A 24,910-nucleotide genomic window follows, 5' to 3' on the forward strand; every position below is an offset into this window, starting at 1 on the left:
CACCCAATGCTCGAAAGGAAAAGACACATGTTTCGCAAGACCCTCTGGTTCATCCCTGCCGCCGCGGTTCTGGTTGCAGGCGGCATCTCACTGGCCATGGCCGGCAAGCCGCCGGCCGGCCTGGACTACAGCCGTTCGCATGCCTCAAACGGCGGACACTATCTCGTTACCGTAGCACCCGGCATCGATCCGATCCCGGTAGGCAAAATGCATGAATGGACCGTCACCGTCACAGGTCCCAATGGCCGCCCGGCAAAAGCCGAGATCGAGTTTGACGGCGGCATGCCCCAGCACGGCCACGGGCTGCCTTCCGTGCCTCGCGTGACCGGCCAGGACGCTTCCGGCCGCAAGGTCGTCAGCGGCGTCAGATTCAACATGCCGGGCTGGTGGCGCATCGAGGTGAAGATCAATGGCGCGGCGGGCGCTGACACCGCCGTCTTCAACCTGGCGCTCTGACCATGCGCGGCACCTTGTTTCCCATCCGGGCCGTGGCTCTGATTGCCCTGGTGGCCCTGGCTGCCACGGCCTTTTTCTATCTGGGCCAAGGCAGCCCGTGGTCGGCCGAAGAGCGCCAGCGCATAGCGTCGTTGTCGCTCGGCGCCCTGCCGCCGCTGCCGCCCGACCCGTCCAACGCCGTCGGGGACATGCCCGCTGCCGCGGCCTTGGGAAAAGCGCTGTTCTTCGACACGCGCCTCAGCGCCAATGGTCAGGTCGCCTGCGCGACCTGCCACCTTCCGGACAAGCAGTTTCAGGACAGCAAGCCGCTCGCTCAGGGCATTGGCACGACCACGCGCCGCGCCATGCCCATCGCCGGCACGGCCTACAGCCCCTGGCTGTTCTGGGACGGGCGCACCGACAGCCAGTGGGCCCAGGCGCTGGGGCCGCTGGAGAGCCCGGTTGAACACGGAAGCAATCGCGCCGACATCGTGGCGACCGTGGCCAAGCACTATGCCGAAGCCTATGCCGACGTATTCGGCGTGGCTCCCGGCGACACCTCGGTCGACCGCGCCTTCAGCAATGTGGGCAAGGCGATCGCCGCGTTCGAGCGCACCATCATGCCTGCCGCGTCCGGTTTCGACCGGTATGCCGACGCTCTGGCGGCGGGCAAGCCCTCCAATGCACTGTCGCCCGCGCAAATCGAAGGCTTGCGGCTGTTCATCGGCAAAGCCAGCTGCATCAATTGCCACAACGGCCCGCTGTTTACCGACAACGACTTCCACAACACGGGCGTGGCTTCCGTCCCGGCGCTGCCGGAGGATATCGGGCGAATGGACGGTGCTTCCAAGGTCCGACAGGACCCGTTCAACTGTCTTGGCGAGTTCAGCGATGCAGCACCTGCCGAGTGCGCGGAACTCGCGTTCATGAAAACGGAAGGAGAGGAGCTTGTGCGCGCGTTCAAGACGCCGTCGCTGCGCGATGTCGCCGGGCGGGCGCCATACATGCACGCAGGCCAGATCGCCAGCCTGGCTGAGGCGGTAGCGCACTACAATGCCGCGCCGGCCGCTCCGGCCGGGCACAGCGAGTTGCGCCAGCTCGACCTGACGGCCGAGGAGCAGGCCAACCTGATCGCGTTTCTGGAATCCCTGACACCGACCGAGTAGCGATCCCGCTCGGCGGCCGGGTCGACATCGCCAAAAATCGAAGTATCCTCTGCGTCTCTCTGGGGAAGCACGCAATGGCTAGAAAGACGCCCGCCGACTCGCCCAAGGCCGCCGGCCAGGCCGCCGCAAAGCCGGCCCTGCTCGCGGGCGGCAACCCTCAAATCGCGAAAGGCGAGGGTGACGCTCCCGTCCAGGCCTATATCGCCGCCATGCCCGGCTGGAAGAGCGAAGTGGGACGCCGCCTCGACGAGCTGATCGTGCGTACCGTTCCGGGGGTGCGCAAGGCCGTCAAATGGAACTCGCCGCTGTACGGCGTGGAAGGCCAGGGCTGGTTCCTCGGCATTCACTGCTTCACCAGATATGTGAAGGTGGCCTTCTTCCGCGGCACGTCGCTGCATCCTGTTCCTCCCGGCGAATCCAGGAGCAAGGAGACGCGCTACCTCCATATCCATGAGGACGACCGGGTCGACGAAGCTCAACTCGCCGCCTGGGTCAAGCAGGCCAGCCAACTGCCTGGCGAACGGATGTGAGCGACCCATGCGCGGAGGCTAGAGTGACAACCACGATGGAGAAGGCGAAGCAAGCATGATGGCGAGCGGTTCGATTGAAGAGGGAGCGTCTCCCTCGCAGCTGATCGATGCGAGAATCAAGGAGCTCGGTGATTGGCGCGGTGAAATGCTCGCCCGCATCCGAAATCTCATCAGGCAGGCCGACCCCGACGTGGTCGAGGAGTGGAAGTGGCGAGGGGTTCCGGTGTGGTCGCACGATGGCATTATCTGCACCGGCGAGACCTACAAGAAGGTCGTGAAGATGACTTTCGCCAAGGGTGCTTCGCTGGAGGACCCCTCAGGCCTCTTCAACTCCAGCCTGGAGGGCAATACCCGACGAGCCATCGATTTCCACGAGGATGACAGCCTCGATGAGGAGGCCCTGAAGGCGCTCATTCGCGCCGCCGTGGCGCTGAACACATCTGCCAAGGCTGCAGCGCGCGCCGCCCGCTCTCAGAAGAGACCCAAAAGCGCCTGAGGAGGCCAGCGGTAACAATCTTCGAAAGGGCGCCTCTGGCCTGCCGCATTTTTTCACCTTGGCCGGAACCATTTTGTGAGAATGCCGTTATTGGGGCAGAGCCAACTAGGGGTAGGTGGCTATACATAAAGAGCCTGTCTGAGTTCCACTCGGCAGGCTCTTTGCTTTTCCCCGCACTCGGAGACAGCGCCCGAAAAATGAGTTCTCTTGCGTTGGCTATTCCGCCGGCATCGGTTTGGAACCGACCACGTCGGCATTTCGCTCATGCCGCAGCACGAGCCAGCCAAAGAGCACCATGTCGGCAAGCACGGCGAGTGAGCCGATGGCCGCAATGGGGTCGCCAGCGGGATTTCCTGAATGTTCGAGCGCCACGCCTGTCGTGAGTACCACCGTGGCCACTATCCAGACACCCACCTGGATCCGCGCACTGCGGCTTCGGTCGATGCCCGGGTTGAGCCGATAGAATATCCCGAAAAGGAAAAGCGATACCCAGCCAAGCAGGTTCAGGTGTGCATGCGCCGGCATGGTGGAGTGATCCTGCGAGATCGCCATGACAATACCCCACACCATGCCGACCAGAGCCAGCAGCACCGCTGCGCGAAAGCTTGTCGACGACGCTTTCATTTCTTCCTCCCGTTCGTCGCGCCAGGGCCGGAACTTCGAGGCTCAGGAGGACGGTTGCGGCGACATCTGCCTGCGCTGGCGAGGGCGCTTGCTTTGGGGGCGCTCAAGCCAGGCATCGTAGCGCCGGAGCTTTATGATCTCGGTTGCGGCGACCAGAGCAATCTCCGCCAGATCGTCCCGGGTGAACGGTTCCGGGTCTCTTGCCAGCACAAGCAGCTCCTCTACCACGTCCAGCTTCCCAGACATCGCGATTACCCTCCAGAGCCGCGGTTGATCCCGCGGCGCCATGAGCGTCTCAGACCGGCGACGGACTGAGCAAGTCGGGAAAAATGCTGACAAGCGAAAGAAGAGCCTGACGCAGTGCAGCTTACCCCAACAGAGGAACCAGCCTTGGCGGGAAGGACTATGGCAGAACCCGGCCGGCGCGAAAAACGTCGCCGCCCCGGCTGCGGCTATCGGGTGCAAAGCAGTCGGGCAGCTGGTTTTCAGGACGTTCGGTTTGCCTTGCGAGCGTCCGCTGCGTCTTAAATTAATTTGGAACAACGGCTCTCGCCATCGGTTGTGCGTTCCCTGTCCCAACCAGCAAAGGGATTGATGACATGAAAGCGCTCATCGCAACTGTAGCGGCATGCTGCCTCATGGCGCTTACCAGCGGACCGACATTTGCAGCTTGCCCCGATCGCCAAGCCGGCATTTCCAAGGACGGTACGCATGCCCCGCTAGAAACCCCGCAGCGCGATGCGGGCAAACCTGCGCAGAAGACCGGCGACACGATGCCACTGGCTTCCAAACAGGGTGGCGGCAACAAGGACCTCGCCACATCCCAGCAGGATGTTGAGTCGCAACAGAAACACGGCAAGACAGCAGCCGCTCAGGCCGACCAGAACAACTGCAAGGACTGATGCTGCGCAAGCCGCGGTAGGAAGCCCTTCTGGTATCGGCCCAACAATCGAGAGTATCTCCCGATTTTGGTGATAACCGGCGATGAGCTGGCGCTCCTTTGGCGCGCCAGCTCATTTGGTATTCGCGGGTCCTTCCGGCCCCGCGGGTAACCCCCCCGGGCATCTAGTGCTTGAGGACGCTGCTGTCCCCTGCACGTCAGTCCAGCACTGGGTCTGTCCCCTTGAACACCTCGTGCGCAACCGCGGCAAAGGCTGCAACGGCACCCAGGCCGCGGGTTTCCTGCCTTGCGACGAGATATTCCCCCGCCGTGATCCGTAGGTCGGAAATGGGAATGGCACGCAGCCGCGGATCGCGCCCCAATTCCTGATCGAGCACGATACCGATGCCGATCCCTGCCGCGACGGCCTCCTTCACCGCTTCCCGGCTGCCGAGAACCAGGTGCGGTGGGATTTCGATTGAGTGGCTCGCCAGGGCCGTCTCGAACAGTTGACGTGTCATCGAGCCGGCCTCGCGTGTCACCAGGCGCTGGCCGAGAAGCTCTTGAGCCTTGATTTCACTGCGGTCCCACCAGGGGTGGCCCTCGTGCACAAGGATTTGCACCTGCTGGCAGACCAGTAGGTCGCAAGCGAAATCCGGGTGTGGCGTCGGCATCGTCACGATGGCGACGTCGACCCGATTCTGCGCGACGAGGTCCAGCAGGCTGCTGGAGTTTTCCAGCCGCACGTCGAGCCGCACGCCCGGATGTGCGGCGGTAAACCGTTCCAGGATGGGCATGGCCACGTAAGGCGCGCACAGGCCGATTGCCAAGTGCCCGACGGCCAGGCTGCGCCCGCCATCCACCCGTGCCCCGATGTCGTCGAGCATGAGAATCACCTGCCTGACCCTTGGCAACAGGTCCAGGGCATCGGGTGTCAGTTCCACCCCTCCGGCCATGCGAATGAAGAGCCTGGTTCCGACCGCGTCCTCCAGCGATTTCACATGCTGGGTGATGGCCGGCTGGCTCACTCCCAACGCCTGGGCGGCGGCAGAAAAGGTGCGGTGACTGGCGACGGCATGGAAGGCGCGGAGCTGGGCGAGGTTCATGACGATTTTCTGCGGCTGCATAAGTTCACGTTCATACGGGTGTCACACGATTTAGCGAAACTTATAGCATAGAAGTTCTCGCAGCCTCGGAGTTTTTCATGTCTACCCGTTCAATTTCCAACATCGCGCGGATTGCCGTTCTGGCTGCCACCGCAGTCACATTGGCAAGCGGCACGTCCCATGCCGCGGAGGTCGTCATCTACAACGCCTCCGACAGCGTCAACAGCGCGCTGGTCAGCGCTTTCAACGAGAAGCACCCGGACATCGAAGTGAAATTCGTGTCGGGTTCCACCGGCCCGATCGCCGAACGCGCCATTGCCGAGAAGGCCAAGCCGCAGGCCGACGTGATCTATCTCGTCAACAACTTCGCGCTCGAACAGCTCAAGCAGGCCGGCGTGTTCGAGCCCTATGAGCCGAAGGACTCCAAGATCGCTCCCGAGTTCCGCGATCCCGATGGCTTCTACAACAAGTATTTCGCCACCACGATGTGCATGGTCGTCAACAAGGAGCGGCTGGAGCAGAAGGGCCTGCCCATGCCCACGACGTGGGAAGACCTGATCAAGCCGGTGTACAGCAAGGAAATTGCCCTGCCGTCGCCGCTCAAGTCGGGAACCGGTGGCGCAATCCTGTCGACCTTCGTCGACGCGTTCGGCTGGCCGTTCGTCGAGAACCTCAACGAGAACGTCTATCAGTATTCGGATGGCGGCTCGGGCGGTGCGGCCATGGCGGGCGCTGGCGAAGTCTCGATCGGGTTGACATTCGACACCACCTGCTTCCAGACCAAGTCCTCCGGCAAGCCCGTGGAAATCGTCTACGGCCGCATCACGCCCAACGTGACGGAAGGCGGCGGCCTGGTTGCGGGCGGCCGCAACCCGACCGAGGCCAAGATTTTCCTCGACTTCATGGCCAGCAATGACGCGGCCGAGGTCCTGGGCAAGGTCGTTGGCGCTACCGCCGCCCCCGGCTACGGCCTCGTCGACCTCAAGGACATCACCCTGTGGGAAATGCGCCGCCCGGTCGACATGTCGGCCTTCAAGCGCGATTTCGCCACCCGCATCCTGAAGCAGTAATGGCGGACGCGGCCCTTCGCTTTGCACCGTCGCAGCCGGCCCTCACAGAGGGCCGGCCGCATCTGGCGGTTCGCAACGTCGTCAAGGCCTATGGCAAGGGCCGTGCGGTTGACGACGTGACACTTGAACTCGCCAAGGGCGAGTTCGTGACCCTGCTCGGCGATTCCGGTTGCGGCAAGACTACGCTGCTCAGGATCATCGCCGGCTTCGCCCAGCCGGACGGCGGGCGCGTAACGAGGGCGGAGCAGGATGTCACCGACATGCCGCCCGCTCGCCGCCGCATGGGCTTCGTGTTCCAGTCCTATGCGTTGTTCCCGACGAAGACGGTCGCCGACAACATCGGCTTCGCGCTCACGATAGGCTCTCGGGACCGGAAGGAACGCGAGCGGCGCGTGGCCGAGCTTGCGCAACTCGCCGAAATCGACGGGTTGCTCGACCGATATCCGCATGAACTCTCGGGCGGCCAGCAACAGCGCGTGGCGCTGGCGCGCGCATTGGCTTGCGACCCGGAAGTGCTCCTGCTCGACGAGCCGATGTCGGCACTGGATGCGCGCATCCGCGTAAAGCTTCGCAACGAGCTGCGCGCAATCGTCGACAGGCTCGGCATCACCACCCTCTACGTGACGCACGACCAGGAGGAAGCGCTGGCGATGTCGGACCGGGTGGCCGTGATGCGCAACGGGCGCATCGAACAGATCGGAACCCCGGCGGAGATCTACCACCGCCCGCAATCCAGGTTCGTGGCCCAGTTCATCGGAAGCTCCAATCTCGTCGAAGGGCGCGTGGTTGCAGGCGGGCTGGATTCGTCGGGCGATTTCTGGCCGCTGGTCCTGGGGCCTCACCTGGCGCCCGGTGAAACCATCAACGTGCTCTACCGCCCCGAGCACATCGGGGTCGTGCAGGGTGGCGGCGGCGTTGCCGGCCAAATCGAGACAACCACCTTCCTCGGTCCTGTCGTTCGCCTCGGCGTGAGGCTTGCGTCCGGGCGCATCGTTATCGTGGACCGGCCCTCGCATGAGGCCGCCCGTCTCTGGTCGAGGGGCATGATGGTTTCGCTCAAGCCCGACGCGCAGCGCGCGATGATCATCCCTGGCGAGAACCAGCCATGATGCGCTTCATGCGCCAGTTGCCGCGCGCGGTCGTTACCGGGATCGTGGCGTTTCTCCTGGCGGTCTTCATCGCCGTGCCGATCGGCATGGTCCTCGTGGAAAGCTTCGTCATCTCCGGGACGATGCCGCCGGCTCGCCTGAAGGCGGTGACGATGGAAGCAATTGCCGAGTTGCCCCAGACCGAGAGGGACAGCACGGTTCAGCGATGGGTCGATTCTGCGACCGAGGCTGAGCGCGTCGAGGCGACGGCCGCTGCATTCAATCTCGCTGAGGTCCCGATCGAATGGGACCGCAGCGCCGCCTATTCAGAGCAGGCCAAGGCGATGGAGGCTGCCATGGCGAGCCTTCCGGCCGACCTGCGGGCAACCATCGAGGACAACTACGCGATCGCCCATGTGATGCTTCACAAGCGCACTGCTTTGGCGTTCAAGGTCAAGGATCAGCTTGGCCAGCAGGCCTTCGACACATTGCGCAACGGAACTGACGACAGTTGGGGCCTCGACCACTACCTCAAGCCGTTCCAGGATTCGTATCTGTGGAACGCAGCCATCAACAGCGTTACGCTGGCCGGCTTTTCAGTCGTTTTCACGGTGTCGCTGGCCTTCGCGCTCGCCTACGGCATCAATTGCGGCGGCGTACCGTGGCCATCCGCAATGCGCGTGGCCTTCCTGATGCCGCTGGTCGCACCGCCGGTGCTGATTGCCACTGCCACCGTCATGCTGTTCGGCCGCCGCGGGCTGGTGACACACACCTTTCTTGACCAGGGCCTCGGGCTCATCAACGCCGACGAGACCAATCTCTACGGCTTCTTCGGCGTCGTTCTGGCGCAGGTGCTGTCCTTCGTTCCCGCCACGCTGATCATTTTCGACAACGTCATGCGCAGGCAGGACGGCCGTATCGACGAAGCCGCCGCCGGCCTCGGCGCCAACCATTTCACCACCTTTCGCCACGTCACGCTGCCGATGGCTCTTCCGGCCTTCAAGCGCGCCGTCGTGCTCGTCTTTATCATGAGCCTGACGGATTTCGGCAACCCGATGATCCTCGGCCGCGACACGCCCGTGCTTGCCGGCGTCGTCTATGACGAGATTACTGCCTACCGGAATACGCCGCTCGCGGCCGCCTTGTGCGTCTGGCTCATCATTCCCTCCCTGCTGCTCTATCTCGGGCTCGAGATGTTTGGCCGCCGCAAGGGCTATTCCAGCACCAGCGCCAGCAGTCGCTCGGAACTTTCCATGCCGCGGTCCTGGCGCATCGCGCTGACGTCGATCGCCGGTACGGTGGTTGCCCTGATATTCGCGATCTACGGCACCATGGCGCTCGGCGCGGTAACCCGCGTGTGGGGCGTCGACTGGAGCCTGACGCTCGGTTACTTCTCCGAAAGCGGCGTGGATGTCGGGCTTGCCGGCACCGGCTATGGAAGTTCGGATCGTGGGCTGGACAATGTCTGGGACAGCCTTCGCCTCGCAGCAATCGCCGGGCCGCTCGGCGGGCTGTTCGCCATCGTGATCGCCTATGTGGTGGAGCGTCTGCGGCCGCCGGGCGCCAATCTCATCGTCTTCCTAGCGCTGGTGCCCGCGATCCTGCCCGGCATCATCTTCGGCATCGGCTACATCGTCGCCTTCAACCTTCCATTCGGCATCGATAGCCTGTCGCTTACCGGCACGTCGGCCATTCTCGTGCTCAACATCCTGTTTGCGAATGTGTTCGTCGGCGTGCTCGCGGCACGGGCGGCTCTGCAACGCATGGACCGGTCCGTCGACGAAGCGGCGGAAAGCCTGGGCGCGGGCCTGGTGTCGCGCTTCGTCCGCGTCACACTGCCGATGCTGCTTCCGGCTCTCCTGCTCGGCATGCTCTATGTCTTCATCGACTCGCTGACGACCTTGTCCTCGGTGATCTTCCTGGTCTCGGGCAATCACAAGCTGGCATCGGTTGCGATCTTCAACCATGCCAACTCGGGCGAATATGGCTACGCCGCCGCCAAGAGCCTGGTGCTGCTGGTATTCGCGGTCGCGGCCATGGGCCTCGCCTGGCTGATCGAGAAGCGCAAGAGCCTCGTCAGCCGTCGCCTCTCCCTGCGGCGCTGGTCGCCGCTTCCTCGCTTCTCCACGAACAATTGCTGAGCAAGACAATGCCAAACAACCTCGTCGATCGCGACGCCGCAGCTTTCTTCCACCAGGAAGGGTCGAGCCCATGCATCTCCGCGCTGCGCGCGGCGGAAGGCATCTGGCTCGAGGATGTTGATGGGCGCCGCTTCATCGACCTGCACGGCAACACCGTCCACCACATAGGCCACCGGCATCCCGAGGTGGTGGCGGCCCTGAAGCGGCAGTTGGAGACGCTGCCCTTCTCGCCGCGCCGCTTCACCAACGAGCCCGCCGTCGCGCTTGCCGAAAAGCTGCTCGCGCGCTGGCCGGGGGCGCCGGCCAGGGTGCTTTTCGCGACTGGCGGATCCGACGCGATCGAGATTGCCCTGAAGCTCGCGCGCGTGGCCACCGGCCGCCATGAAACGATCTCGCTTGAAGGCTGCTATCACGGCCACGGTTTTGGCGCGTTCGGCCTTACGCGGGCCCGGCCCGACGCTCGCCTCGGGCCGCTCCTGCCGGGGCGCTGGCACGCGACGCCATACTGGGCGCAGGACAATGGGCCCGAGCGCATGCTCGAGGACATGCGCTGTGCATTCGCGCAGTCGGACGGAGGCATCGCCGCGGTCATCGCCGAGCCGATCCGCTCGAACTGCCATGTGCCGCCGCCGGGGCTATGGCAGGAAGTGCGCCGCCTGTGCGACCAGCACGGCGCGCTGCTGATCTTCGACGAGATTCCGTCCGGCCTCGGCAAGACCGGCCGCTTCTTCGCCTTCGAGCATGTCGGCGCGGTGCCCGACGCCGTTGTCATGGGCAAGGGCCTGGGAGGCGGCATCCTGCCGATTGCGGCTGTAGTCGCAGACGCGCGCCTCAATGTGGCGCCGGAACTCGATCTCGGCCACTACACCCACGAGAAGAACCCGCTCACCACGCTGGCGGCCCTGACCACCATCGAAATCATCGAGCGCGACGGGCTTGTGGAGCGCGCCGCCGAACTCGAGACGCGGATCATTGAGCGCATCGCCGAACTCTCCCGGCGAAGGCCGTCGATAATCGGCGTGCGGGGGCGTGGCCTGCTGCTTGCGGTCGAGTTCGATCCGGCCGCGTGTGGTATGGTTGCCGGGCCGGAGTTCACCGCTCGCCTCGTCAGCGCCTGCATGGCCGAGGGCCTATCCACCACCTCCAAGGGGCCCGTAAGCATCGGCCTTTCGCTACCGCTGACGATCACCGACGCTGAACTCGACCTCGTCTTCGACAAGCTCGAGCGGGCCGCAGCGGCGGTTTAGCGTCAGGTCCCGGCGCGCTGGGACTCAAGTCGCGTGAGCTCACCCATTCTTATGCGCCGGTCGCGTCTGTTCGATCCGGTAGGCTTTGCTGTGGATTTAAGGGGATTGGTGCATAGCGGCACGGACCATTCCCGAACAGCGATGTCGAAGGCGTGTTGCAGGATGCCGAGTTCGCGCTTGATCGCGCAAGACTGAACCGTTCGAAGCGCGTATCCGGTAGTCCGCAAATGCCGCGCTGTCGGTCTGCGCCAGCGATCTTTTTGCACTGGCCCTGGCGACGGATATTTGCCGTTACGTTTGCGGAACTTGCAAAGCCTCGCGCTGTGACAGCGATGAATTGCGATGCATTTTGAGTGGCTGGCGTCTCTCGCTAGATCGTTGATCTAAAAGAGATTTCGGATGGTGGGCGTGACAGGGATTGAACCTGTGACCCCTACGATGTCAACGTAGTGCTCTCCCGCTGAGCTACACGCCCATCCGATGCGGGCGGATAGACCATTTTTGGTCCGGCCCGTCAATAGGCGGAAACGGGAAAGATGTAGCTTTTTTCAAAGTCCTTTCCCGAAGCCGCCAAATCCGCCTAGGCGGCGTGCAGCATCTTGTCGACCTCGTGGACGAGATCGCGCAGATGGAACGGTTTCGACAGGACCTTGGCGTCGCGCGGGGCCTTCGAATCGGGATTCAGCGCCACCGCGGCGAATCCGGTGATGAACATCACCTTGAGGTCGGGGTCGATCTCGGTGGCCCGGCGCGCCAGTTCGATGCCGTCCATCTCCGGCATCACGATGTCGGTCAGAAGCAGCGAGAAGGGTTCCTCGCGCAGGCGCTCATAGGCGCTGGCGCCGTTGTCGAAATCGCATACGTCGTGGCCGGCGCGTTCCAGCGCCTTTACCAGAAAGCGACGCATATCGTCGTCGTCTTCGGCCAGAAGAATTCGTGCCATGGGTGTCCTGTTCGAATCGCTCCGCGCGGTCGCTGCGTCGGGCGGCCGGTTAACCACGTGCTATATGAAGTGCGGAGGGTAAACATCAAGTGAATGACGCGCTCCGCCGGCCGCCGGAAGCCACATGCCGCCCACGCCGAAGCGCTAGACATAAAGCCGGCCCGATGGCACTTTCATGGCATGAACAGCGCTTTTCTCAGGGTTGGATACGCGCCATGACGGCGTCTGAGGACTTTTCGGCGGTGCCGCCTTTCGAGGCGCGTGAAGCCGCCGAGCAGCGCGTGCCATTCGTGTTCAACTCGCCGCATAGCGGCCGCCACTATCCGGAACGCTTCCTGGCCATGGTGCGGCTCGACCGTGACGCCATCCGCCGGTCCGAGGACTGCTATGTCGAAGAGCTTTTCGGCGGCGTGGTGGCGCTGGGCGCACCTTTGCTGGCGGCGAATTTTCCGCGCGCCTATCTGGACGTCAACCGCGAGCCGTGGGAACTCGACCCGCGCATGTTCGTCGAACCGGTGCCGTCATTCGCCAACATCCGCTCCGCCCGCGTGGCCGGGGGGCTGGGCACGGTGCCGAAGCTGGTGGGCGAGGGGCTCACCATCTATCCCGGGCGGCTGCCGCTTTCGGAGGCGTTCGGCCGCATCGAGACGGTCTACAAGCCCTATCACGACGCGCTCAAGCGCTTGCTGGCGCGCACCCATTCGCGCTTCGGCTTCGCAGTGCTGATCGACTGCCACTCCATGCCGGCCAGCATCCGCGTTGGCGAAACCGGCATGCGGCCGGATTTCATCATCGGCGACCGTTTCGGCACCTCGGCGTCGCGCGCCCTGACGGAAAGGGCAATCGGCCTGCTGATCTCGATGGGCTACACGGTGGCCCACAACCGCCCCTATGCCGGCGGCTTCATCACCGAGCATTATGGCCGGCCCTCGCGAAACCTCCACGCACTACAGATCGAGGTCAACCGGGGGCTCTATATGAACGAGCGCACGTTCCAGAGGACTTCCGGCTTCCATGCCTTGGCTGACGACCTGACCCGCTTCTGCGCCGACCTGATGGCCACACCGGACAGCGACATCGGCGCGCCGCCCCTGGCCGCCGAATAGAAGCGGCGAACAAAAAAATGCCGCGCTGCTTGCACAACGCGGCTTGAGTCTAGGGAGGAAACGCCCAAAGAGGGCATCGACAGGCAAAGCTGTCTGCCCATAAAGCTATTGTGCGCTGCACAAATGTCAAGTTACATTTACGTTTTTTTAACCCTGGCCAATGCGACAAGGCGGGGCTAGGGCTAGTGGCGAACAGCCGGAAATCGGGAGAATCCATTGCCAGTCACCGTAGAATTCATGCGGCGCATAGCCGAGGCGGCCGCGGCCGAGACGCTGCCGCGTTTCCGCCAGCAGAACGCGGTCTCCAACAAGGAAGCGAGCGGCTTTGACCCGGTCACGGAGGCCGACCGCGAGGCCGAGCGCGCCATTTGCGCCGTCATCAACGCGGAATTCCCTGAGCACGGTATTCTGGGCGAGGAGCACGGCACCGTAAATGCAACCAGCAGCCATGTCTGGGTGATCGATCCCATCGATGGCACCCGCGCCTATATTTCGGGCTTGCCGGTCTGGGGCACGCTGGTGGGCCTGACGGTAGACGGGGATGCGGTCGCCGGCATGATGTCGCAGCCCTTCACCGGCGAGCTGTTCTACGCCGACGCCAGCGGCGCCTACTATGAGGGACCGGGCGGCAGCCGAAAGCTTGCCACCCGCAAGACCACCTCGCTGGCCGAGGCGACGATGTTCACCACCACGCCGGCGCTGTTCAAGGGCGGCCAGCGCGCGCTCTACGACCGGCTGGAGCAGCAGGTGCGGCTCGCCCGCTACGGTACCGACTGCTACGCCTTTGCCATGGTTGCGGCCGGCAATGCCGACATTGCCATCGACCCCGGCCTGCAGCCCTATGACATCGTTGCGCTGATCCCGATCATCGAGAAGGCCGGCGGCATCGTCACCACTTTCAGCGGCGGCCCGGCCGAAAAGGGCGGCGACATCATTGCGGCCGCCACGCCCGAGCTGCACGCGGCTGCCATGGCGATCATGAACGGCTGAGTTTCGGGCTGGATACGCAGGTGGGCTAGTGCCCTGTGGGGGCGTCGCTGCCTGGAATGAAGGCGTCGAAGGCGGCCAGGAATTGCTCGCGGTAGAAATCCGATTCCTGAAGGATTTCATGGCGGGCGCCGTAGATGGTCAGCAGCGAGCCAACGCGCAGCCGCCTTGCATAGTCCTCGACTGCGTGGCTTGAAACCACCTTGTCGGCGCCGGCGGCAATCAGCAGTGTGGGTATCTGAATCCGCGCCATGAACTCGGGTTCCGAGACCCGCGCAATCGCCTTACTCGCGGCGCGGATCCAGGCCACCGTGGGCCCCCCGAGCGCAAGCTGCGGATAGGCCGCGCATATCCGCCCGTTGCGCTCATAGCGCTGCGGGTCGCTGGTCAGCACGTTGCTGGCGAAGGGCACAGGCGTGCGCGTGTCCCGCGTGCCGGGCGCATAGAGGCGACCGAGCCCCAGTCCGTAGCAGATGGAAGCCACCCGGCCGAGCGCCTTCATCGAAAGCGGCGCGTTGTACAGCGCCAGGAAGGGCGCCAGCAGCACCATGCGGCGCACGCGATTGCTCAGCGAGGGCGCGGCCAGCAGCGCAACCAGCGCGCCGGTGGAGTGGGCAAGAATGTAGTAGGGCCCGCGGCAATCCGGAAGCACGATCTCGGTGAAGAGTTGCTCCAGATCGTGCACATAGTCGTCGAAGCTGCGGACATGGCCGCGCGCGCCGTCGCGCAGGAGCCGGTCGGAGCCGCCTTGTCCGCGCCAGTCAAGCGTGGCCACGCCAAAGCCCCGGCGCGCCAGGTCGCGTATGGTCTCGAAATATTTCTCGATGCTTTCGTTGCGGCCGGGCAGAAGAACCACCGTGCCGTGCAGTGGCCGCGTGGTCGCCGCGAACCGCGCGTAGCGCAACCGCTTTCCATCGCGCCGGGTGAGAAATCCCGAAACGCCCTTTTCCGGCCTTGGATTCTCGGGAATGTCATAGAGGAAGTCGGTCATCGCTTCGCCTGCTCCGGGCGTTGCCCTGGTGATAGGAAGCGTAACCACCAAAAGCAAAGAAATTCCCACCGCCCGTGCGGGTGAAAAAAAGCGGCCGGAAGCAGCGCGCGGCTGGCTTCCGGCCGTATCGATCCGGGAGGAAGGGACGTGACAGCCCGGGTCGGCATCGCCACAGCCCGTGGGCTGCAATTGCGATGTTGATGAAAGGTTTAGCCGAGCCCTGCTGAACCGCGGCCGAAGGCCCGGTTCATCGCTCGTTCATCTCCGCCCCGGCCCTTGCAAGAGGGAACTATGCGGCCAGCGCCACCAGCTCGAACAGGCTCTTGAAACGGCATCCCAGGGCCCCCAAATGACTGATGCGGCCGCCAGAACGGGGCCGCTGACCGGACGAAATGCCACTCAGGATTTCCCCGCTGGTCAAACGCAAACCGTGTTGCTCAACTGGAGAACAGAACCATGCGTCACGTTGATTTCTCGCCGCTCTATCGTTCGACCGTCGGTTTCGACCGCCTTTTCACGATGCTCGATTCCCTTGGCCAGCCGGAAAGCGGCCAGTCCTATCCGCCCTACAACATCGAGCGGACAGGCGAGGACTCCTATCGCATCAGCATGGCCGTGGCAGGCTTCTCGGAAGATGATATCGCGATCGAAGCCCACCGGAACGTGCTCAGCATCAAGGGCGAGCGCAAGGAAACCGAGGGCGAAGGCGCGGAAATTCTCTATCGCGGCATCGCCTCGCGCGCTTTTGAGCGCCGCTTCCAGCTTGCCGACCATGTCGACGTTGTCGGCGCAAAGCTCAAGAATGGCCTGCTGCACATCGACCTGAAGCGTACGGTTCCGGAAGAGCTGAAACCGCGCCGGATTTCCATCGCCAAGGCCGCCGATAAGGACGCCATGCAGATCGAGGCCAAGGCCACCCACTGACAAACCCGACCGGTCGTAACCGGACGCTCCTCCCGAGCAAAAGAGCGGCGCCTCAGGGCGCCGCTCTTTTTTGCGTGGTCATGCGGTCTCAGGCGATGAGATCACCGAAGCGGTCGACCTCTTCGGCAGTCGTGGCGAAACTGGTCACGAAGCGGCACATGGTCTCGTCCACGCCGATCGGGTCGGTATAGCTGCGCGGTGTGTTCCAGGGATAGAACACCGCTCCCCTGTCGTTCAGCGCCTTCATCGTCGCCTTCGGCATGACCGCGAACACCTCGTTGGCCTGCGGCTGCCAGGCAAGGCGCATCTTGCCCGAGGCCGCGATTGCCTCGGCCAGCCGCGCGGACATGGCGTTGGCGTGGCGCGCCGTTTCCAGCCACAGATCGTCGGCCAGATAGGCATCGAACTGCGCTGCGATGAAGCGCGACTTGGAGAAAAGCTGTGCTGCCCGCTTGCGCAGGAAGCCGAATTCATGCGCCCGGGAAGTGTCGAACAGCACCACGGCTTCGGCGCACCAGCAGCCGTTCTTGGTGCCACCGAAGGAAACGACGTCGACGCCGCGCTTCCAGGTCATTTCGGCCGGGGTCGTGTCCAGCGCCACCAGCGCATTGGCAAAGCGTGCGCCATCCATGTGCAACGGCAGGTTGCGCTTCTTGGCGACCGCCGCGATCGCCTCGAGGTCGGCTAGGCTGTAGACAGTGCCGACCTCGGTGGCCTGCGTGACCGAGACGGCCATCGGCCGGCCGGAATGGACGAATTCCGGCTCGAAATGCGAGATCGCCCGTTCCAGGTTTTCCGGCGTCATGCGGCCGAGCGGCCCGTCCACGGCCCGCAGGCGCGAACCACCGGTGAGGAATTCCGGAGCGCCGCATTCGTCCTCCAGCATATGCGCCTCGCGGTGCATGAAGGAAACGCCGCCGGTCCGGCTGAACGCCGCCAGCGACAGCGTGTTGGCCGCCGTTCCGGTGCCGACGAAGAACACCGCCACCTCGCGCTCGAAGATCTCGTTGAACCGTTCGCCAACCTTCCGGTCGATGTCGCTGGTGCCGTAGGCCGAGGCGAATCCAGAGGCGTGGGCCGCAAGGCCGGCCGAGATCCTGGGGTGGGCGCCGGCCCAGTTGTCTGAGGCAAAAAACATGCTGTCGTTCCGGGAAATGCGGGTTGAAAGTGAGCGGACCTTGACCGGTTTCGGCGCACCTCCGCAAGACCCTGGGGTGCAAAATTCCGTCCGCCGCCCCGGCAGTCGCCTCAGCCGCCGAGTTTGGCGAACGTGCGAAAGTTTCAGCCTGTCATGAAGAAGTGAAACTTTGTTTCGCTCTCCTCGTTGTTTTTTTGTGAAAGCGTCTCTTGTGCCGGAAAAAAAAGTCTGCGATAGAAAATTAGGACAGCAGTGCTGTCTTATTTTGTCTGCGCAAAAGACGGCGGATCTGGCGTATAATTGCGCCCCAGTCCGGCGATGGCTGCGATGGATGCCGGACCTGCCGCGAGTACGGCGCGGCACAATTCCGCGCATCTGCCAAGGACGGCATACCGCCACCGCAGTGTGCCCTTCCATGGATCTCGACAAGATGTGCCGCCGGCCGACGGAAACAGCCGCCTGCTGGCAGGGAGTGGAAAGATGCCCGCTTTGAGGGCAGGAGATCGAAAAAGGTAGGAAGATGACGCACATGACATCTGTGACGACGCAGCCTTGGGCGCCCGCGCAGACGAAAGCCATGGACGCCAAAACCACCAACTCCACCACTATCCCGCCGAGCACTTGTATTCCCCCGGCCGCGCAGGGGCTCTACGATCCGCGCAACGAGCACGATGCCTGCGGCGTCGGCTTCATCGCCAACATGAAGGGGCAGAAGTCGCATCAACTGATCGTCGACGGCCTGTTCATGCTGAACAACCTGACCCATCGCGGCGCTGTCGGCGCCGATCCGCTGGTGGGCGACGGCGCCGGCGTGCTGGTGCAGATCCCCGACCGCTTCTTCCGCGACGAGATGGCAGGGCAGGGCGTTGAGCTGCCGCCGGCCGGCCACTATGCCGTGGGCCACTGGTTCATGCCGCAGGACGCCGCCCAGCGCGAGCATATCGAGGCGCTGATCCGCGAGGCAGCCCAATCGGAAGGCATCCCCTTCCTCGGCTTCCGCGACGTGCCGGTCGACAATTCCTCATTGTCGAAGGCGCCTGAAATCGTGGCTTCCGAGCCTTATCACCGGCAGGCCTTCTTCGGCCGCCCTGCCGAACTGGAAAGCGATGACGACTACGAGCGCCGGCTCTACATCCTGCGCAAGGTGATCTCGGGCCGCATCTATGCCGAGAACAACAACCGCGACATCGGCGCCTACTGCGTGTCGATGTCGTCGCGCACCGTCGTCTACAAGGGCATGTTCCTGGCCTTCCAGGTGGGCGCCTATTACAAGGACCTGTCGGACCCGCGCTTCGAAACGGCGCTGATCCTGGTTCACCAGCGCTTCTCGACCAACACATTCCCTTCGTGGAAGCTGGCGCACCCATACCGCATGGTCGCGCACAACGGCGAGATCAACACCGTGCGCGGCAACAACAACTGGATGGCGGCGCGGCAGGCTTCGGTCGATTCCGAGCTCTTCGGCAACGACATCTCCAAGCTGTGGCCGATCTCCTACGAAGGCCAGTCGGACACCGCCTGCTTCGACAATGCGCTCGAGTTCCTCTGGCAGGGCGGCTATTCGCTCGCGCATTCCATGATGATGCTGATCCCTGAAGCCTGGGCCGGCAACAAGCTCATGGATGACGACCGCAAGGCGTTTTACGAGTATCACGCAGCACTCATGGAGCCATGGGACGGCCCGGCGGCGGTGGCCTTCACCGATGGCCGCCAGATCGGCGCCACCCTCGACCGCAACGGGCTTCGCCCGGCGCGCTACATCGTCACCGACGACGACCGCGTCATCATGGCCTCGGAGGCCGGCGTGCTTCCGGTGGGCGAAGAGCATATCGTTGCAAAGTGGCGGCTGCAGCCCGGCAAGATGCTGCTGATCGACCTGGAAAAGGGCCGCATCGTCTCCGACGAGGAGATCAAGTCGGAGATCGCGGCCAGGCACCCCTATAAGAAGTGGCTCGCCAACACCCAGCTCATCCTCGAAGACCTGAAGCCGGTGGAGCCGCGGGCGCTGCGCCGGGACGTTTCGCTTCTCGATCGCCAGCAGGCCTTCGGCTACACGCAGGAAGACCTCAAGCTCCTGATGTCGCCCATGGCCACCACGGGCCAGGAGGCTGTGGGCTCGATGGGCACCGACACGCCGATCTCGGCGATGTCCGACAAGCCGAAGCTGCTCTACACCTATTTCAAGCAGAACTTCGCGCAGGTGACCAACCCGCCCATCGACCCGATCCGCGAGGAACTGGTGATGAGCCTCGTGTCCTTCATCGGACCGCGCCCCAACATCTTCGACCTTGTCGGCACGTCGCGGCGCAAGCGGCTGGAAGTGCGCCAGCCGATCCTCACTAATGCCGACCTGGAGAAGATCCGCTCCATCGGCCACACCGAGGATCGCTTCGACACCAAGACCATCGACATCACCTATGCGGCCAATGAGGGCGCGGCGGGCATGCCGGCGGCAATCGAGCGGCTGTGCGAGCGTGCCGAGGCGGCGGTCGCCGGCGGCTACAACATCATCGTGCTGTCCGATCGCCAGGTCGGGCCGGACCGCATCGACATCCCGACGCTGCTGGCAACGGCTGCGGTGCACCACCACCTGATCCGGAAGGGCCTTCGCACTTCGGTCGGCCTGGTGGTCGAGTCGGGCGAGCCGCGCGAAATCCACCATTTCTGCTGTCTTGCCGGTTACGGTGCGGAGGCGATCAACCCCTATCTCGCCTTCGACACCCTCATCGATATGCACCGCCGCGGCGCCTTCCCGTCGGAAGTCGACGAACGGGAACTGGTCAACCGCTACATCAAGTCGATCGGCAAGGGCATCCTCAAGGTCATGTCCAAGATGGGCATCTCGACCTACCAGTCCTATTGCGGCGCGCAGATCTTCGACGCAGTGGGCCTCAAGTCGGACTTTGTGGACAAGTATTTCACCGGCACCGCGACCCTCATCGAAGGCGTGGGGCTGGAGGAGATCGCCGCCGAGACCGTGCGCCGTCATGCCGAGGCGTTCGGCGAGGATCCGGTGCTGCGCAATTCGCTCGAGGTGGGGGGCGAGTACATGTACCGCATGCGTGGCGAGGCGCATATCTGGTCGCCTGATGCGGTGGCCTCGCTCCAGCACGCCGTGCGCAAGGGCTCGTGGGAAACCTTCAAGGAATTTTCCGAGCAGATCGACAGCGAGACGGCACGCGCCCAGACCATCCGCGGCCTGTTCAACATCAGGCTCGCGGAGGAAACCGGCCGCAAGCCGGTGCCGCTCGACGAGGTGATGCCGGCGGCCGAGATCGTCAAGCGCTTCTCCACCGGCGCGATGTCGTTCGGTTCGATCTCCAGAGAGGCGCACACCACGCTGGCGCGCGCCATGAACCAGATCGGCGGCAAGTCCAACACCGGCGAGGGCGGCGAGGAACCCGACCGCTACCTGCCGCTACCGGGTGGCAAGCCCAATCCCGAGCGCTCGGCCATCAAGCAAGTGGCATCCGGTCGCTTCGGCGTCACGGCCGAATATCTCGTCAATTCCGACATGATGCAGATCAAGGTCGCGCAGGGCGCCAAGCCGGGCGAGGGCGGCCAGCTGCCCGGCCACAAGGTCGACGCGACGATTGCCAAGACCCGCCACTCCACGCCGGGCGTCGGCCTCATCTCACCGCCGCCGCACCACGACATCTACTCGATCGAGGATCTGGCGCAGCTGATCTACGATCTGAAGAACGTCAACCCGGCGGCCGACGTGTCGGTCAAGCTCGTCTCCGAGGTCGGCGTCGGCACGGTCGCGGCGGGCGTCGCCAAGGCGCGTGCCGACCACATCACCATCGCCGGCTATGACGGCGGTACGGGCGCCTCGCCGCTTACGTCGCTCAAGCATGCCGGCTCGCCGTGGGAGATGGGCCTTGCCGAGACGCACCAGACGCTGGTGCTGAACGGCCTGCGCAGCCGGGTTGCGCTGCAGGTCGATGGCGGTTTGCGCACCGGACGCGATGTCGTCATCGGCGCGCTGCTGGGGGCCGACGAGTTCGGCTTCTCCACCGCCCCGCTGATTGCGGCGGGCTGCATCATGATGCGCAAATGCCATCTCAACACCTGCCCGGTCGGCGTCGCCACCCAGGACCCGGTGCTGCGCAAGCGCTTCAAGGGCGCGCCCGAGCACATCATCAACTACTTCTTCTATGTCGCGGAAGAGGTGCGCGAGCTCTTGGCCCGGATGGGCTTCACCCATCTCGACCAGATCGTCGGCAACACCGACCTCCTGGAGAAGCGGGCGGTGATCGAGCACTGGAAGGCTCGCGGGCTGGACTTCAGCCGCCTGTTCCACAAGCCCAAGGCCGCGCCCGAAAAGACGCACTGGACCGAACGGCAGAAGCACCCGATCGACGACGTGCTCGACCGCAAGCTGATCGAGCAGGCCAAGCCCGCGCTGGACGCACGTCAGCCGGTGACCATCGAGACGGAAATCCGCAATGTCGACCGCTCCGCCGGCGCGATGCTGTCGGGCGAGGTGGCAAAGCGCTTCCGCCACAAGGGCCTGCGCGACGACACCATCACGGTGAAGCTGACCGGCACCGCCGGGCAGTCCTTCGGCGCGTTCCTGGCGCGCGGTATTACCTTCGAGTTGGTCGGCGACGGCAATGACTATGTCGCCAAGGGCCTGTCGGGCGGCCGGATCGTCATCCGCCCGCCGGAGAACTCGCGCATCATCGCCGAGGAATCCATCATCGTCGGCAACACCGTGCTCTACGGCGCCATCGAGGGCGAGTGCTACTTCCGTGGCGTCGCCGGCGAACGCTTCGCCGTGCGCAACTCCGGTGCCGTGGCGGTGGTCGAGGGCGTGGGCGACCATGGCTGCGAGTACATGACCGGCGGCGTTGTCGTCGTCATCGGCAAGACCGGGCGCAACTTCGCCGCCGGCATGTCGGGCGGCGTCGCCTACGTGCTGGACGAGGCCGGCGACTTCGCCGAGCGCTGCAACATGGCCATGGTCGAGCTCGAGCCGGTTCCGGCGGAAGACGACATGCTGGAGAAGCTGCTCCACCATGGCGGCGACATCGACCACAAGGGCCGCGTCGACGTGTCCGAGGACATGAGCAGCCATGACGAGGAGCGCCTGTACCAGCTCATCTCGAACCATGTGCACTACACCGGTTCGACGCGGGGCAAGCAGATCCTGGACGACTGGGCCAATTATCGGCCGAAGTTCCGCAAGGTCATGCCGGTCGAGTATCGCCGCGCGCTGATCGAGATGGAACGCATGCGCATGGGCGTGGCGGCGGAATAGCCGCTGCAGCGCACGGCGACGGGCGGCGAAACGGCCGCCCGAGGCCGCCATCCTCACTGAAATTGCTTTTTTGCCGCGCGGGCGCGGCGACCCACGAACAAGAGTTTTGAAATGGGCAAGGTTACAGGTTTTCTGGAGATCGACCGGCAGGTGCACAAGTATCAGCCCGCCGCCGATCGTATCCGGCACTTCCGGGAATTCACGCTGCCGCTGTCGGATAGCGAAGTCGAGAAGCAGGCCGCACGCTGCATGGATTGCGGCATCCCCTACTGCCATGGCCCCACGGGCTGCCCGGTCCACAACCAGATCCCGGACTGGAACGATCTCGTCTATAACGGCGACTGGGCGACGGCGATCCGCAATCTTCATTCCACCAACAACTTCCCCGAATTCACCGGCCGCATCTGCCCCGCGCCTTGCGAGGAGGCTTGCACGCTGAACCTCGAGGACATTCCGGTGGCCATCAAGACGATCGAGCAGGCGCTCGCCGACAAGGCCTACGAACTCGGCCTCGTCCGCCCGCAGCCGGCCGAGAAGATGACCGGCAAGCGCGTGGCCATCATCGGTTCCGGCCCCGCCGGCATGGCCGCGGCCCAGCAGCTCGGCCGCGCTGGCCATGACGTGCATGTCTACGAGCGCGAGAGCCGTCCGGGCGGGCTGATGCGGTTCGGCATCCCCGACTTCAAGATGGAGAAGCACTTCATCGATCGCCGCGTCCAGCAGATGCAGGGCGAGGGGGTGACCTTCTTCTGCGGCGTGAATGTCGGTGTCGACAAGAAGGTGTCGGAACTGCTCGCCGAATACGATGCGGTGCTCTATTGCGGCGGCTCCGAAAAGCCGCGCGCGGCCAGCATCCCCGGCGAGGAGCTCGCAGGCGTGCATGACGCGATGCCCTACCTGGTCCAGCAGAACAAGCGTGTCGCGCAGGAGGACATCCAGTCGACTGCGTGGCGTTCGCAGCCGATCTACGCCAGCGGCCAGCATGTCCTGGTAGTGGGTGGCGGCGACACCGCTTCCGACTGCATCGGCACGGCCTTCCGTCAGGGTGCGGTGCGCGTCACCCAGCTCGATATCCGCCCGCAGCCGCCGGAAAAGGAAAACAAGCTTGCCGTCTGGCCGTATTGGGCCACCAAGATGCGCACCTCCTCCAGCCAGGCCGAGGGCGCCGAGCGCGAGTTCCAGGTGGCGACGCTGGAGTTCATCGGCGAGGAAGGGCAACTCACCGGCGTCAAGTGCTGCGAGGTGGACGAGAAGCGCCAGCCCATCCCTGGCACCGAATTCGTCATCCGCGCCGACCTCGCCTTCATCGCCATCGGCTTCGCCGGCCCGATGCCCGGCGGCGTGACCGAGGAGCTGGGCGAGGGGCTAAAGACCCGTCTCGATGCGCGCCGCTCGACCAATGTCGAAGCCAACGAGCGCGACTACCGCACCAGCGTCGACCGGCTCTATGCGGCCGGCGACGTGCGGCGAGGGCAGTCGCTGGTGGTGTGGGCGATCCGCGAAGGCCGCCAGGCGGCGCGCGCTATCGATGAAGCGCTGATGGGCACGAGCGTGTTGCCGCGCTGAGTGCAAATCCAGGAAGCGTGACGGCTTTGGCCGTCATGCTTTCTCCGCAGTTTGCTATGTTTGCGAATTGCCCCCGACAAGGTTCGGGGCAGGGCGTCACGCCACGCCGATGCGCAGCAGGTCGTGGAAATGCACGACGCCCACCGGGCGCTCGTCCTCGGCCACGACCAGCGCGCTGATGTTGTGTTCGTTGATCACCGCCATCGCCGCACTTGCCATCATGCGCGGCTCGATGGTCCGGGGCTGCCGCGTCATGACGTCTTCAACCTTCAGCTCACCGAGGTTGCGGTGCAGGTTGCGGGCGAGATCGCCGTCGGTGACGATGCCGGAAAGCTTGCCATCGGCATCCACCACGCATACGCAGCCGAAGCGCTTGCGAGACAGTTCGGCCACCGCATCCGGCATGCTGGTGCCGAGCGCCACAATGGGCATCCTGTCGTCGGAATGCATGATGTCTGCGACGCGGGTGAGGTTGGCGCCCAGTTGGCCGCCCGGATGGAAGGTGCGGAAATGCTCGGCCGTGAAGCCGCGCGCCTCCAGCAGCGCCACTGCCAGCGCATCGCCTATCACCAGCTGCAGCAGGGTCGAGGTGGTGGGCGCCAGCCCGTGCGGGCAGGCTTCCTGCGCCTTGGGCAGCTTCAGCACCACGTTGGCCTCGCGCGCAAGCGCCGAATTTTCGCCGGCGGTCACCGCGATCAAGGGAATGGCAAAGCGGCGAGCATAGGCGATGATGCCTTTCAGCTCCACCGTCTCGCCCGACCAGGAGATGGCCAGGATCGCGTCGTCGCGCGCGATCATGCCAAGGTCGCCGTGATTGGCTTCAGCGGGATGCACGAAAAAGGCCGGAGTGCCGGTGGAGGCGAGCGTCGCCGCGATCTTGGAGCCGATATGGCCGCTCTTGCCCACGCCGGTCACAATCACGCGCCCGCCGATTGCCGACAGCAGCTCCACCGCTTCGGCGAAAGGCTCGGACAATCCATTTTGCAGCGCCTCGGCCAGTGCCTCGACGCCGGCGCGCTCCGTCGTCACGGTGCGCATCGCCGATGCTATGGAGGCCTGCCTGTCGGGCGGTGTCTTTAGGGTTCGTGCGTGCATGTTGCATGCGATTACCGTGTTGTCGGGCGGCTGTCCATATCGATGCGCGCGCTGCCGGGCTGCCTGCGCCCTCAACACTCTCTTAACCATCCGAATTTACGATTCGGTAATGCT

General features: G+C 64.3%; 21 protein-coding genes and 1 tRNA gene. 14 read left to right on the forward strand and 8 right to left on the reverse strand.

The window, feature by feature from the left end:
* Positions 1–27 precede the first annotated feature (27 nt).
* From ABLE86_RS18830 to ABLE86_RS18845, 4 genes are all read left to right on the forward strand, one after another.
* Entirely contained in the window at positions 28–456 is a 429-nt protein-coding gene (locus tag ABLE86_RS18830) for a FixH family protein (RefSeq protein WP_348780515.1), read from the forward strand.
* A gap of 2 nt (positions 457–458) precedes the next feature.
* On the forward strand, positions 459–1,601 hold the full coding sequence (locus ABLE86_RS18835) for a cytochrome c peroxidase (RefSeq protein ID WP_348780516.1): 1,143 nt from the start codon (positions 459–461) through the stop codon (positions 1,599–1,601).
* A gap of 74 nt (positions 1,602–1,675) precedes the next feature.
* Positions 1,676–2,131 carry a DUF1801 domain-containing protein gene (locus tag ABLE86_RS18840; protein WP_348780517.1) on the forward strand — a complete coding sequence of 152 codons (456 nt, stop codon included), beginning with the start codon at positions 1,676–1,678 and terminating at the stop codon, positions 2,129–2,131.
* A 55-nt stretch (positions 2,132–2,186) separates the two neighbouring features.
* Positions 2,187–2,627 (forward strand): DUF1801 domain-containing protein, encoded by a 441-nt coding sequence (locus ABLE86_RS18845; RefSeq protein WP_348780518.1) that lies wholly within the window; start codon positions 2,187–2,189, stop codon positions 2,625–2,627.
* Positions 2,628–2,843: 216 nt separating this feature from the next.
* Here the strand turns inward: ABLE86_RS18845 and ABLE86_RS18850 are convergent, their stop codons facing one another.
* A complete protein-coding gene (locus ABLE86_RS18850) occupies positions 2,844–3,251 on the reverse strand; it encodes a hypothetical protein (protein WP_348780519.1) in 408 nt (135 codons plus the stop codon).
* A gap of 42 nt (positions 3,252–3,293) precedes the next feature.
* Complete coding sequence (locus ABLE86_RS18855) at positions 3,294–3,497, reverse strand: hypothetical protein (RefSeq protein ID WP_348780520.1); 204 nt, start codon at positions 3,495–3,497, stop codon at positions 3,294–3,296.
* A 353-nt stretch (positions 3,498–3,850) separates the two neighbouring features.
* Between ABLE86_RS18855 and ABLE86_RS18860 the strand changes: the two genes are divergently transcribed.
* Positions 3,851–4,153, forward strand: coding sequence for a hypothetical protein (locus ABLE86_RS18860; protein ID WP_348780521.1), 303 nt, complete (start codon positions 3,851–3,853; stop codon positions 4,151–4,153).
* Between the two features lie 196 nt (positions 4,154–4,349).
* Here the strand turns inward: ABLE86_RS18860 and ABLE86_RS18865 are convergent, their stop codons facing one another.
* Complete coding sequence (locus ABLE86_RS18865; protein WP_348780522.1) at positions 4,350–5,258, reverse strand: LysR substrate-binding domain-containing protein; 909 nt, start codon at positions 5,256–5,258, stop codon at positions 4,350–4,352.
* Between the two features lie 77 nt (positions 5,259–5,335).
* Here ABLE86_RS18865 and ABLE86_RS18870 point away from each other — a divergent pair, with 77 nt between their 5' ends.
* Genes ABLE86_RS18870 through ABLE86_RS18885 form a run of 4 tightly spaced genes read left to right on the forward strand, consistent with a single transcriptional unit; the run spans position 5,336 to position 10,783 of the window.
* Positions 5,336–6,307 (forward strand): extracellular solute-binding protein, encoded by a 972-nt coding sequence (locus ABLE86_RS18870; protein WP_348780523.1) that lies wholly within the window; start codon positions 5,336–5,338, stop codon positions 6,305–6,307.
* Positions 6,307–7,416: an ABC transporter ATP-binding protein gene (locus ABLE86_RS18875; protein ID WP_348780524.1), complete on the forward strand. Its 1,110-nt coding sequence runs from the start codon at positions 6,307–6,309 to the stop codon at positions 7,414–7,416. The genes ABLE86_RS18870 and ABLE86_RS18875 overlap by 1 nt, the downstream gene beginning before the upstream one ends.
* Entirely contained in the window at positions 7,413–9,536 is a 2,124-nt protein-coding gene (locus tag ABLE86_RS18880) for an iron ABC transporter permease (RefSeq protein WP_348780525.1), read from the forward strand. Before ABLE86_RS18875 ends, ABLE86_RS18880 begins: the two co-directional genes overlap by 4 nt.
* A gap of 8 nt (positions 9,537–9,544) precedes the next feature.
* The gene (locus ABLE86_RS18885) at positions 9,545–10,783 is read left to right on the forward strand and encodes an aminotransferase class III-fold pyridoxal phosphate-dependent enzyme (protein ID WP_348780526.1); all 1,239 of its coding nucleotides are present in this window, start codon (positions 9,545–9,547) and stop codon (positions 10,781–10,783) included.
* 400 nt (positions 10,784–11,183) lie between these two features.
* On the opposite strand, the gene ABLE86_RS18890 is transcribed toward ABLE86_RS18885, so the two are convergent.
* Together ABLE86_RS18890 and ABLE86_RS18895 are read right to left on the reverse strand one after the other, a co-directional pair.
* Positions 11,184–11,258: transfer RNA gene (locus ABLE86_RS18890), tRNA-Val, on the reverse strand.
* A gap of 105 nt (positions 11,259–11,363) precedes the next feature.
* Entirely contained in the window at positions 11,364–11,726 is a 363-nt protein-coding gene (locus ABLE86_RS18895; RefSeq protein WP_348780527.1) for a response regulator, read from the reverse strand.
* 164 nt (positions 11,727–11,890) lie between these two features.
* Here ABLE86_RS18895 and ABLE86_RS18900 point away from each other — a divergent pair, with 164 nt between their 5' ends.
* Positions 11,891–12,832, forward strand: coding sequence for an N-formylglutamate amidohydrolase (locus ABLE86_RS18900; RefSeq protein WP_348780528.1), 942 nt, complete (start codon positions 11,891–11,893; stop codon positions 12,830–12,832).
* Between the two features lie 216 nt (positions 12,833–13,048).
* On the forward strand, positions 13,049–13,822 hold the full coding sequence (hisN, locus tag ABLE86_RS18905; protein ID WP_348780529.1) for a histidinol-phosphatase: 774 nt from the start codon (positions 13,049–13,051) through the stop codon (positions 13,820–13,822).
* A 25-nt stretch (positions 13,823–13,847) separates the two neighbouring features.
* On the opposite strand, the gene ABLE86_RS18910 is transcribed toward hisN, so the two are convergent.
* Entirely contained in the window at positions 13,848–14,810 is a 963-nt protein-coding gene (locus tag ABLE86_RS18910; protein WP_348780530.1) for an alpha/beta hydrolase, read from the reverse strand.
* A 456-nt stretch (positions 14,811–15,266) separates the two neighbouring features.
* Between ABLE86_RS18910 and ABLE86_RS18915 the strand changes: the two genes are divergently transcribed.
* Entirely contained in the window at positions 15,267–15,734 is a 468-nt protein-coding gene (locus ABLE86_RS18915; RefSeq protein WP_348780531.1) for an Hsp20 family protein, read from the forward strand.
* Between the two features lie 88 nt (positions 15,735–15,822).
* On the opposite strand, the gene ABLE86_RS18920 is transcribed toward ABLE86_RS18915, so the two are convergent.
* Positions 15,823–16,872, reverse strand: a complete 1,050-nt coding sequence (locus ABLE86_RS18920) for a low specificity L-threonine aldolase (protein WP_348780532.1) — start codon at positions 16,870–16,872, stop codon at positions 15,823–15,825.
* Positions 16,873–17,392: 520 nt separating this feature from the next.
* Between ABLE86_RS18920 and gltB the strand changes: the two genes are divergently transcribed.
* Both gltB and ABLE86_RS18930 read left to right on the forward strand, forming a co-directional pair.
* Positions 17,393–22,135 carry a glutamate synthase large subunit gene (gene gltB, locus ABLE86_RS18925; protein ID WP_348780533.1) on the forward strand — a complete coding sequence of 1,581 codons (4,743 nt, stop codon included), beginning with the start codon at positions 17,393–17,395 and terminating at the stop codon, positions 22,133–22,135.
* Positions 22,136–22,246: 111 nt separating this feature from the next.
* Positions 22,247–23,701 carry a glutamate synthase subunit beta gene (locus ABLE86_RS18930; RefSeq protein WP_348780534.1) on the forward strand — a complete coding sequence of 485 codons (1,455 nt, stop codon included), beginning with the start codon at positions 22,247–22,249 and terminating at the stop codon, positions 23,699–23,701.
* 96 nt (positions 23,702–23,797) lie between these two features.
* Here the strand turns inward: ABLE86_RS18930 and ABLE86_RS18935 are convergent, their stop codons facing one another.
* Positions 23,798–24,796, reverse strand: coding sequence for a KpsF/GutQ family sugar-phosphate isomerase (locus ABLE86_RS18935; protein WP_348780535.1), 999 nt, complete (start codon positions 24,794–24,796; stop codon positions 23,798–23,800).
* Between the last annotated feature and the right edge of the window lie 114 nt (positions 24,797–24,910).

It is taken from the genome of Mesorhizobium sp. KR2-14 (genome assembly GCF_040049255.1).
Taxonomy (GTDB): domain Bacteria; phylum Pseudomonadota; class Alphaproteobacteria; order Rhizobiales; family Rhizobiaceae; genus Pseudaminobacter.

Coding starts and splice junctions, on each gene's coding strand:
- ABLE86_RS18830 (WP_348780515.1), top strand. CDS start 28: ATGTTTCGCAAGACCCTCTGGTTCATCCCTGCCGCCGCGGTTCTGGTT.
- ABLE86_RS18835 (WP_348780516.1), top strand. CDS start 459: ATGCGCGGCACCTTGTTTCCCATCCGGGCCGTGGCTCTGATTGCCCTG.
- ABLE86_RS18840 (WP_348780517.1), top strand. CDS start 1,676: ATGGCTAGAAAGACGCCCGCCGACTCGCCCAAGGCCGCCGGCCAGGCC.
- ABLE86_RS18845 (WP_348780518.1), top strand. CDS start 2,187: ATGATGGCGAGCGGTTCGATTGAAGAGGGAGCGTCTCCCTCGCAGCTG.
- ABLE86_RS18850 (WP_348780519.1), bottom strand. CDS start 3,251: ATGAAAGCGTCGTCGACAAGCTTTCGCGCAGCGGTGCTGCTGGCTCTG.
- ABLE86_RS18855 (WP_348780520.1), bottom strand. CDS start 3,497: ATGTCTGGGAAGCTGGACGTGGTAGAGGAGCTGCTTGTGCTGGCAAGA.
- ABLE86_RS18860 (WP_348780521.1), top strand. CDS start 3,851: ATGAAAGCGCTCATCGCAACTGTAGCGGCATGCTGCCTCATGGCGCTT.
- ABLE86_RS18865 (WP_348780522.1), bottom strand. CDS start 5,258: ATGCAGCCGCAGAAAATCGTCATGAACCTCGCCCAGCTCCGCGCCTTC.
- ABLE86_RS18870 (WP_348780523.1), top strand. CDS start 5,336: ATGTCTACCCGTTCAATTTCCAACATCGCGCGGATTGCCGTTCTGGCT.
- ABLE86_RS18875 (WP_348780524.1), top strand. CDS start 6,307: ATGGCGGACGCGGCCCTTCGCTTTGCACCGTCGCAGCCGGCCCTCACA.
- ABLE86_RS18880 (WP_348780525.1), top strand. CDS start 7,413: ATGATGCGCTTCATGCGCCAGTTGCCGCGCGCGGTCGTTACCGGGATC.
- ABLE86_RS18885 (WP_348780526.1), top strand. CDS start 9,545: ATGCCAAACAACCTCGTCGATCGCGACGCCGCAGCTTTCTTCCACCAG.
- ABLE86_RS18895 (WP_348780527.1), bottom strand. CDS start 11,726: ATGGCACGAATTCTTCTGGCCGAAGACGACGACGATATGCGTCGCTTT.
- ABLE86_RS18900 (WP_348780528.1), top strand. CDS start 11,891: ATGGCACTTTCATGGCATGAACAGCGCTTTTCTCAGGGTTGGATACGC.
- ABLE86_RS18910 (WP_348780530.1), bottom strand. CDS start 14,810: ATGACCGACTTCCTCTATGACATTCCCGAGAATCCAAGGCCGGAAAAG.
- ABLE86_RS18915 (WP_348780531.1), top strand. CDS start 15,267: ATGCGTCACGTTGATTTCTCGCCGCTCTATCGTTCGACCGTCGGTTTC.
- ABLE86_RS18920 (WP_348780532.1), bottom strand. CDS start 16,872: ATGTTTTTTGCCTCAGACAACTGGGCCGGCGCCCACCCCAGGATCTCG.
- gltB (WP_348780533.1), top strand. CDS start 17,393: ATGACGCACATGACATCTGTGACGACGCAGCCTTGGGCGCCCGCGCAG.
- ABLE86_RS18930 (WP_348780534.1), top strand. CDS start 22,247: ATGGGCAAGGTTACAGGTTTTCTGGAGATCGACCGGCAGGTGCACAAG.
- ABLE86_RS18935 (WP_348780535.1), bottom strand. CDS start 24,796: ATGCACGCACGAACCCTAAAGACACCGCCCGACAGGCAGGCCTCCATA.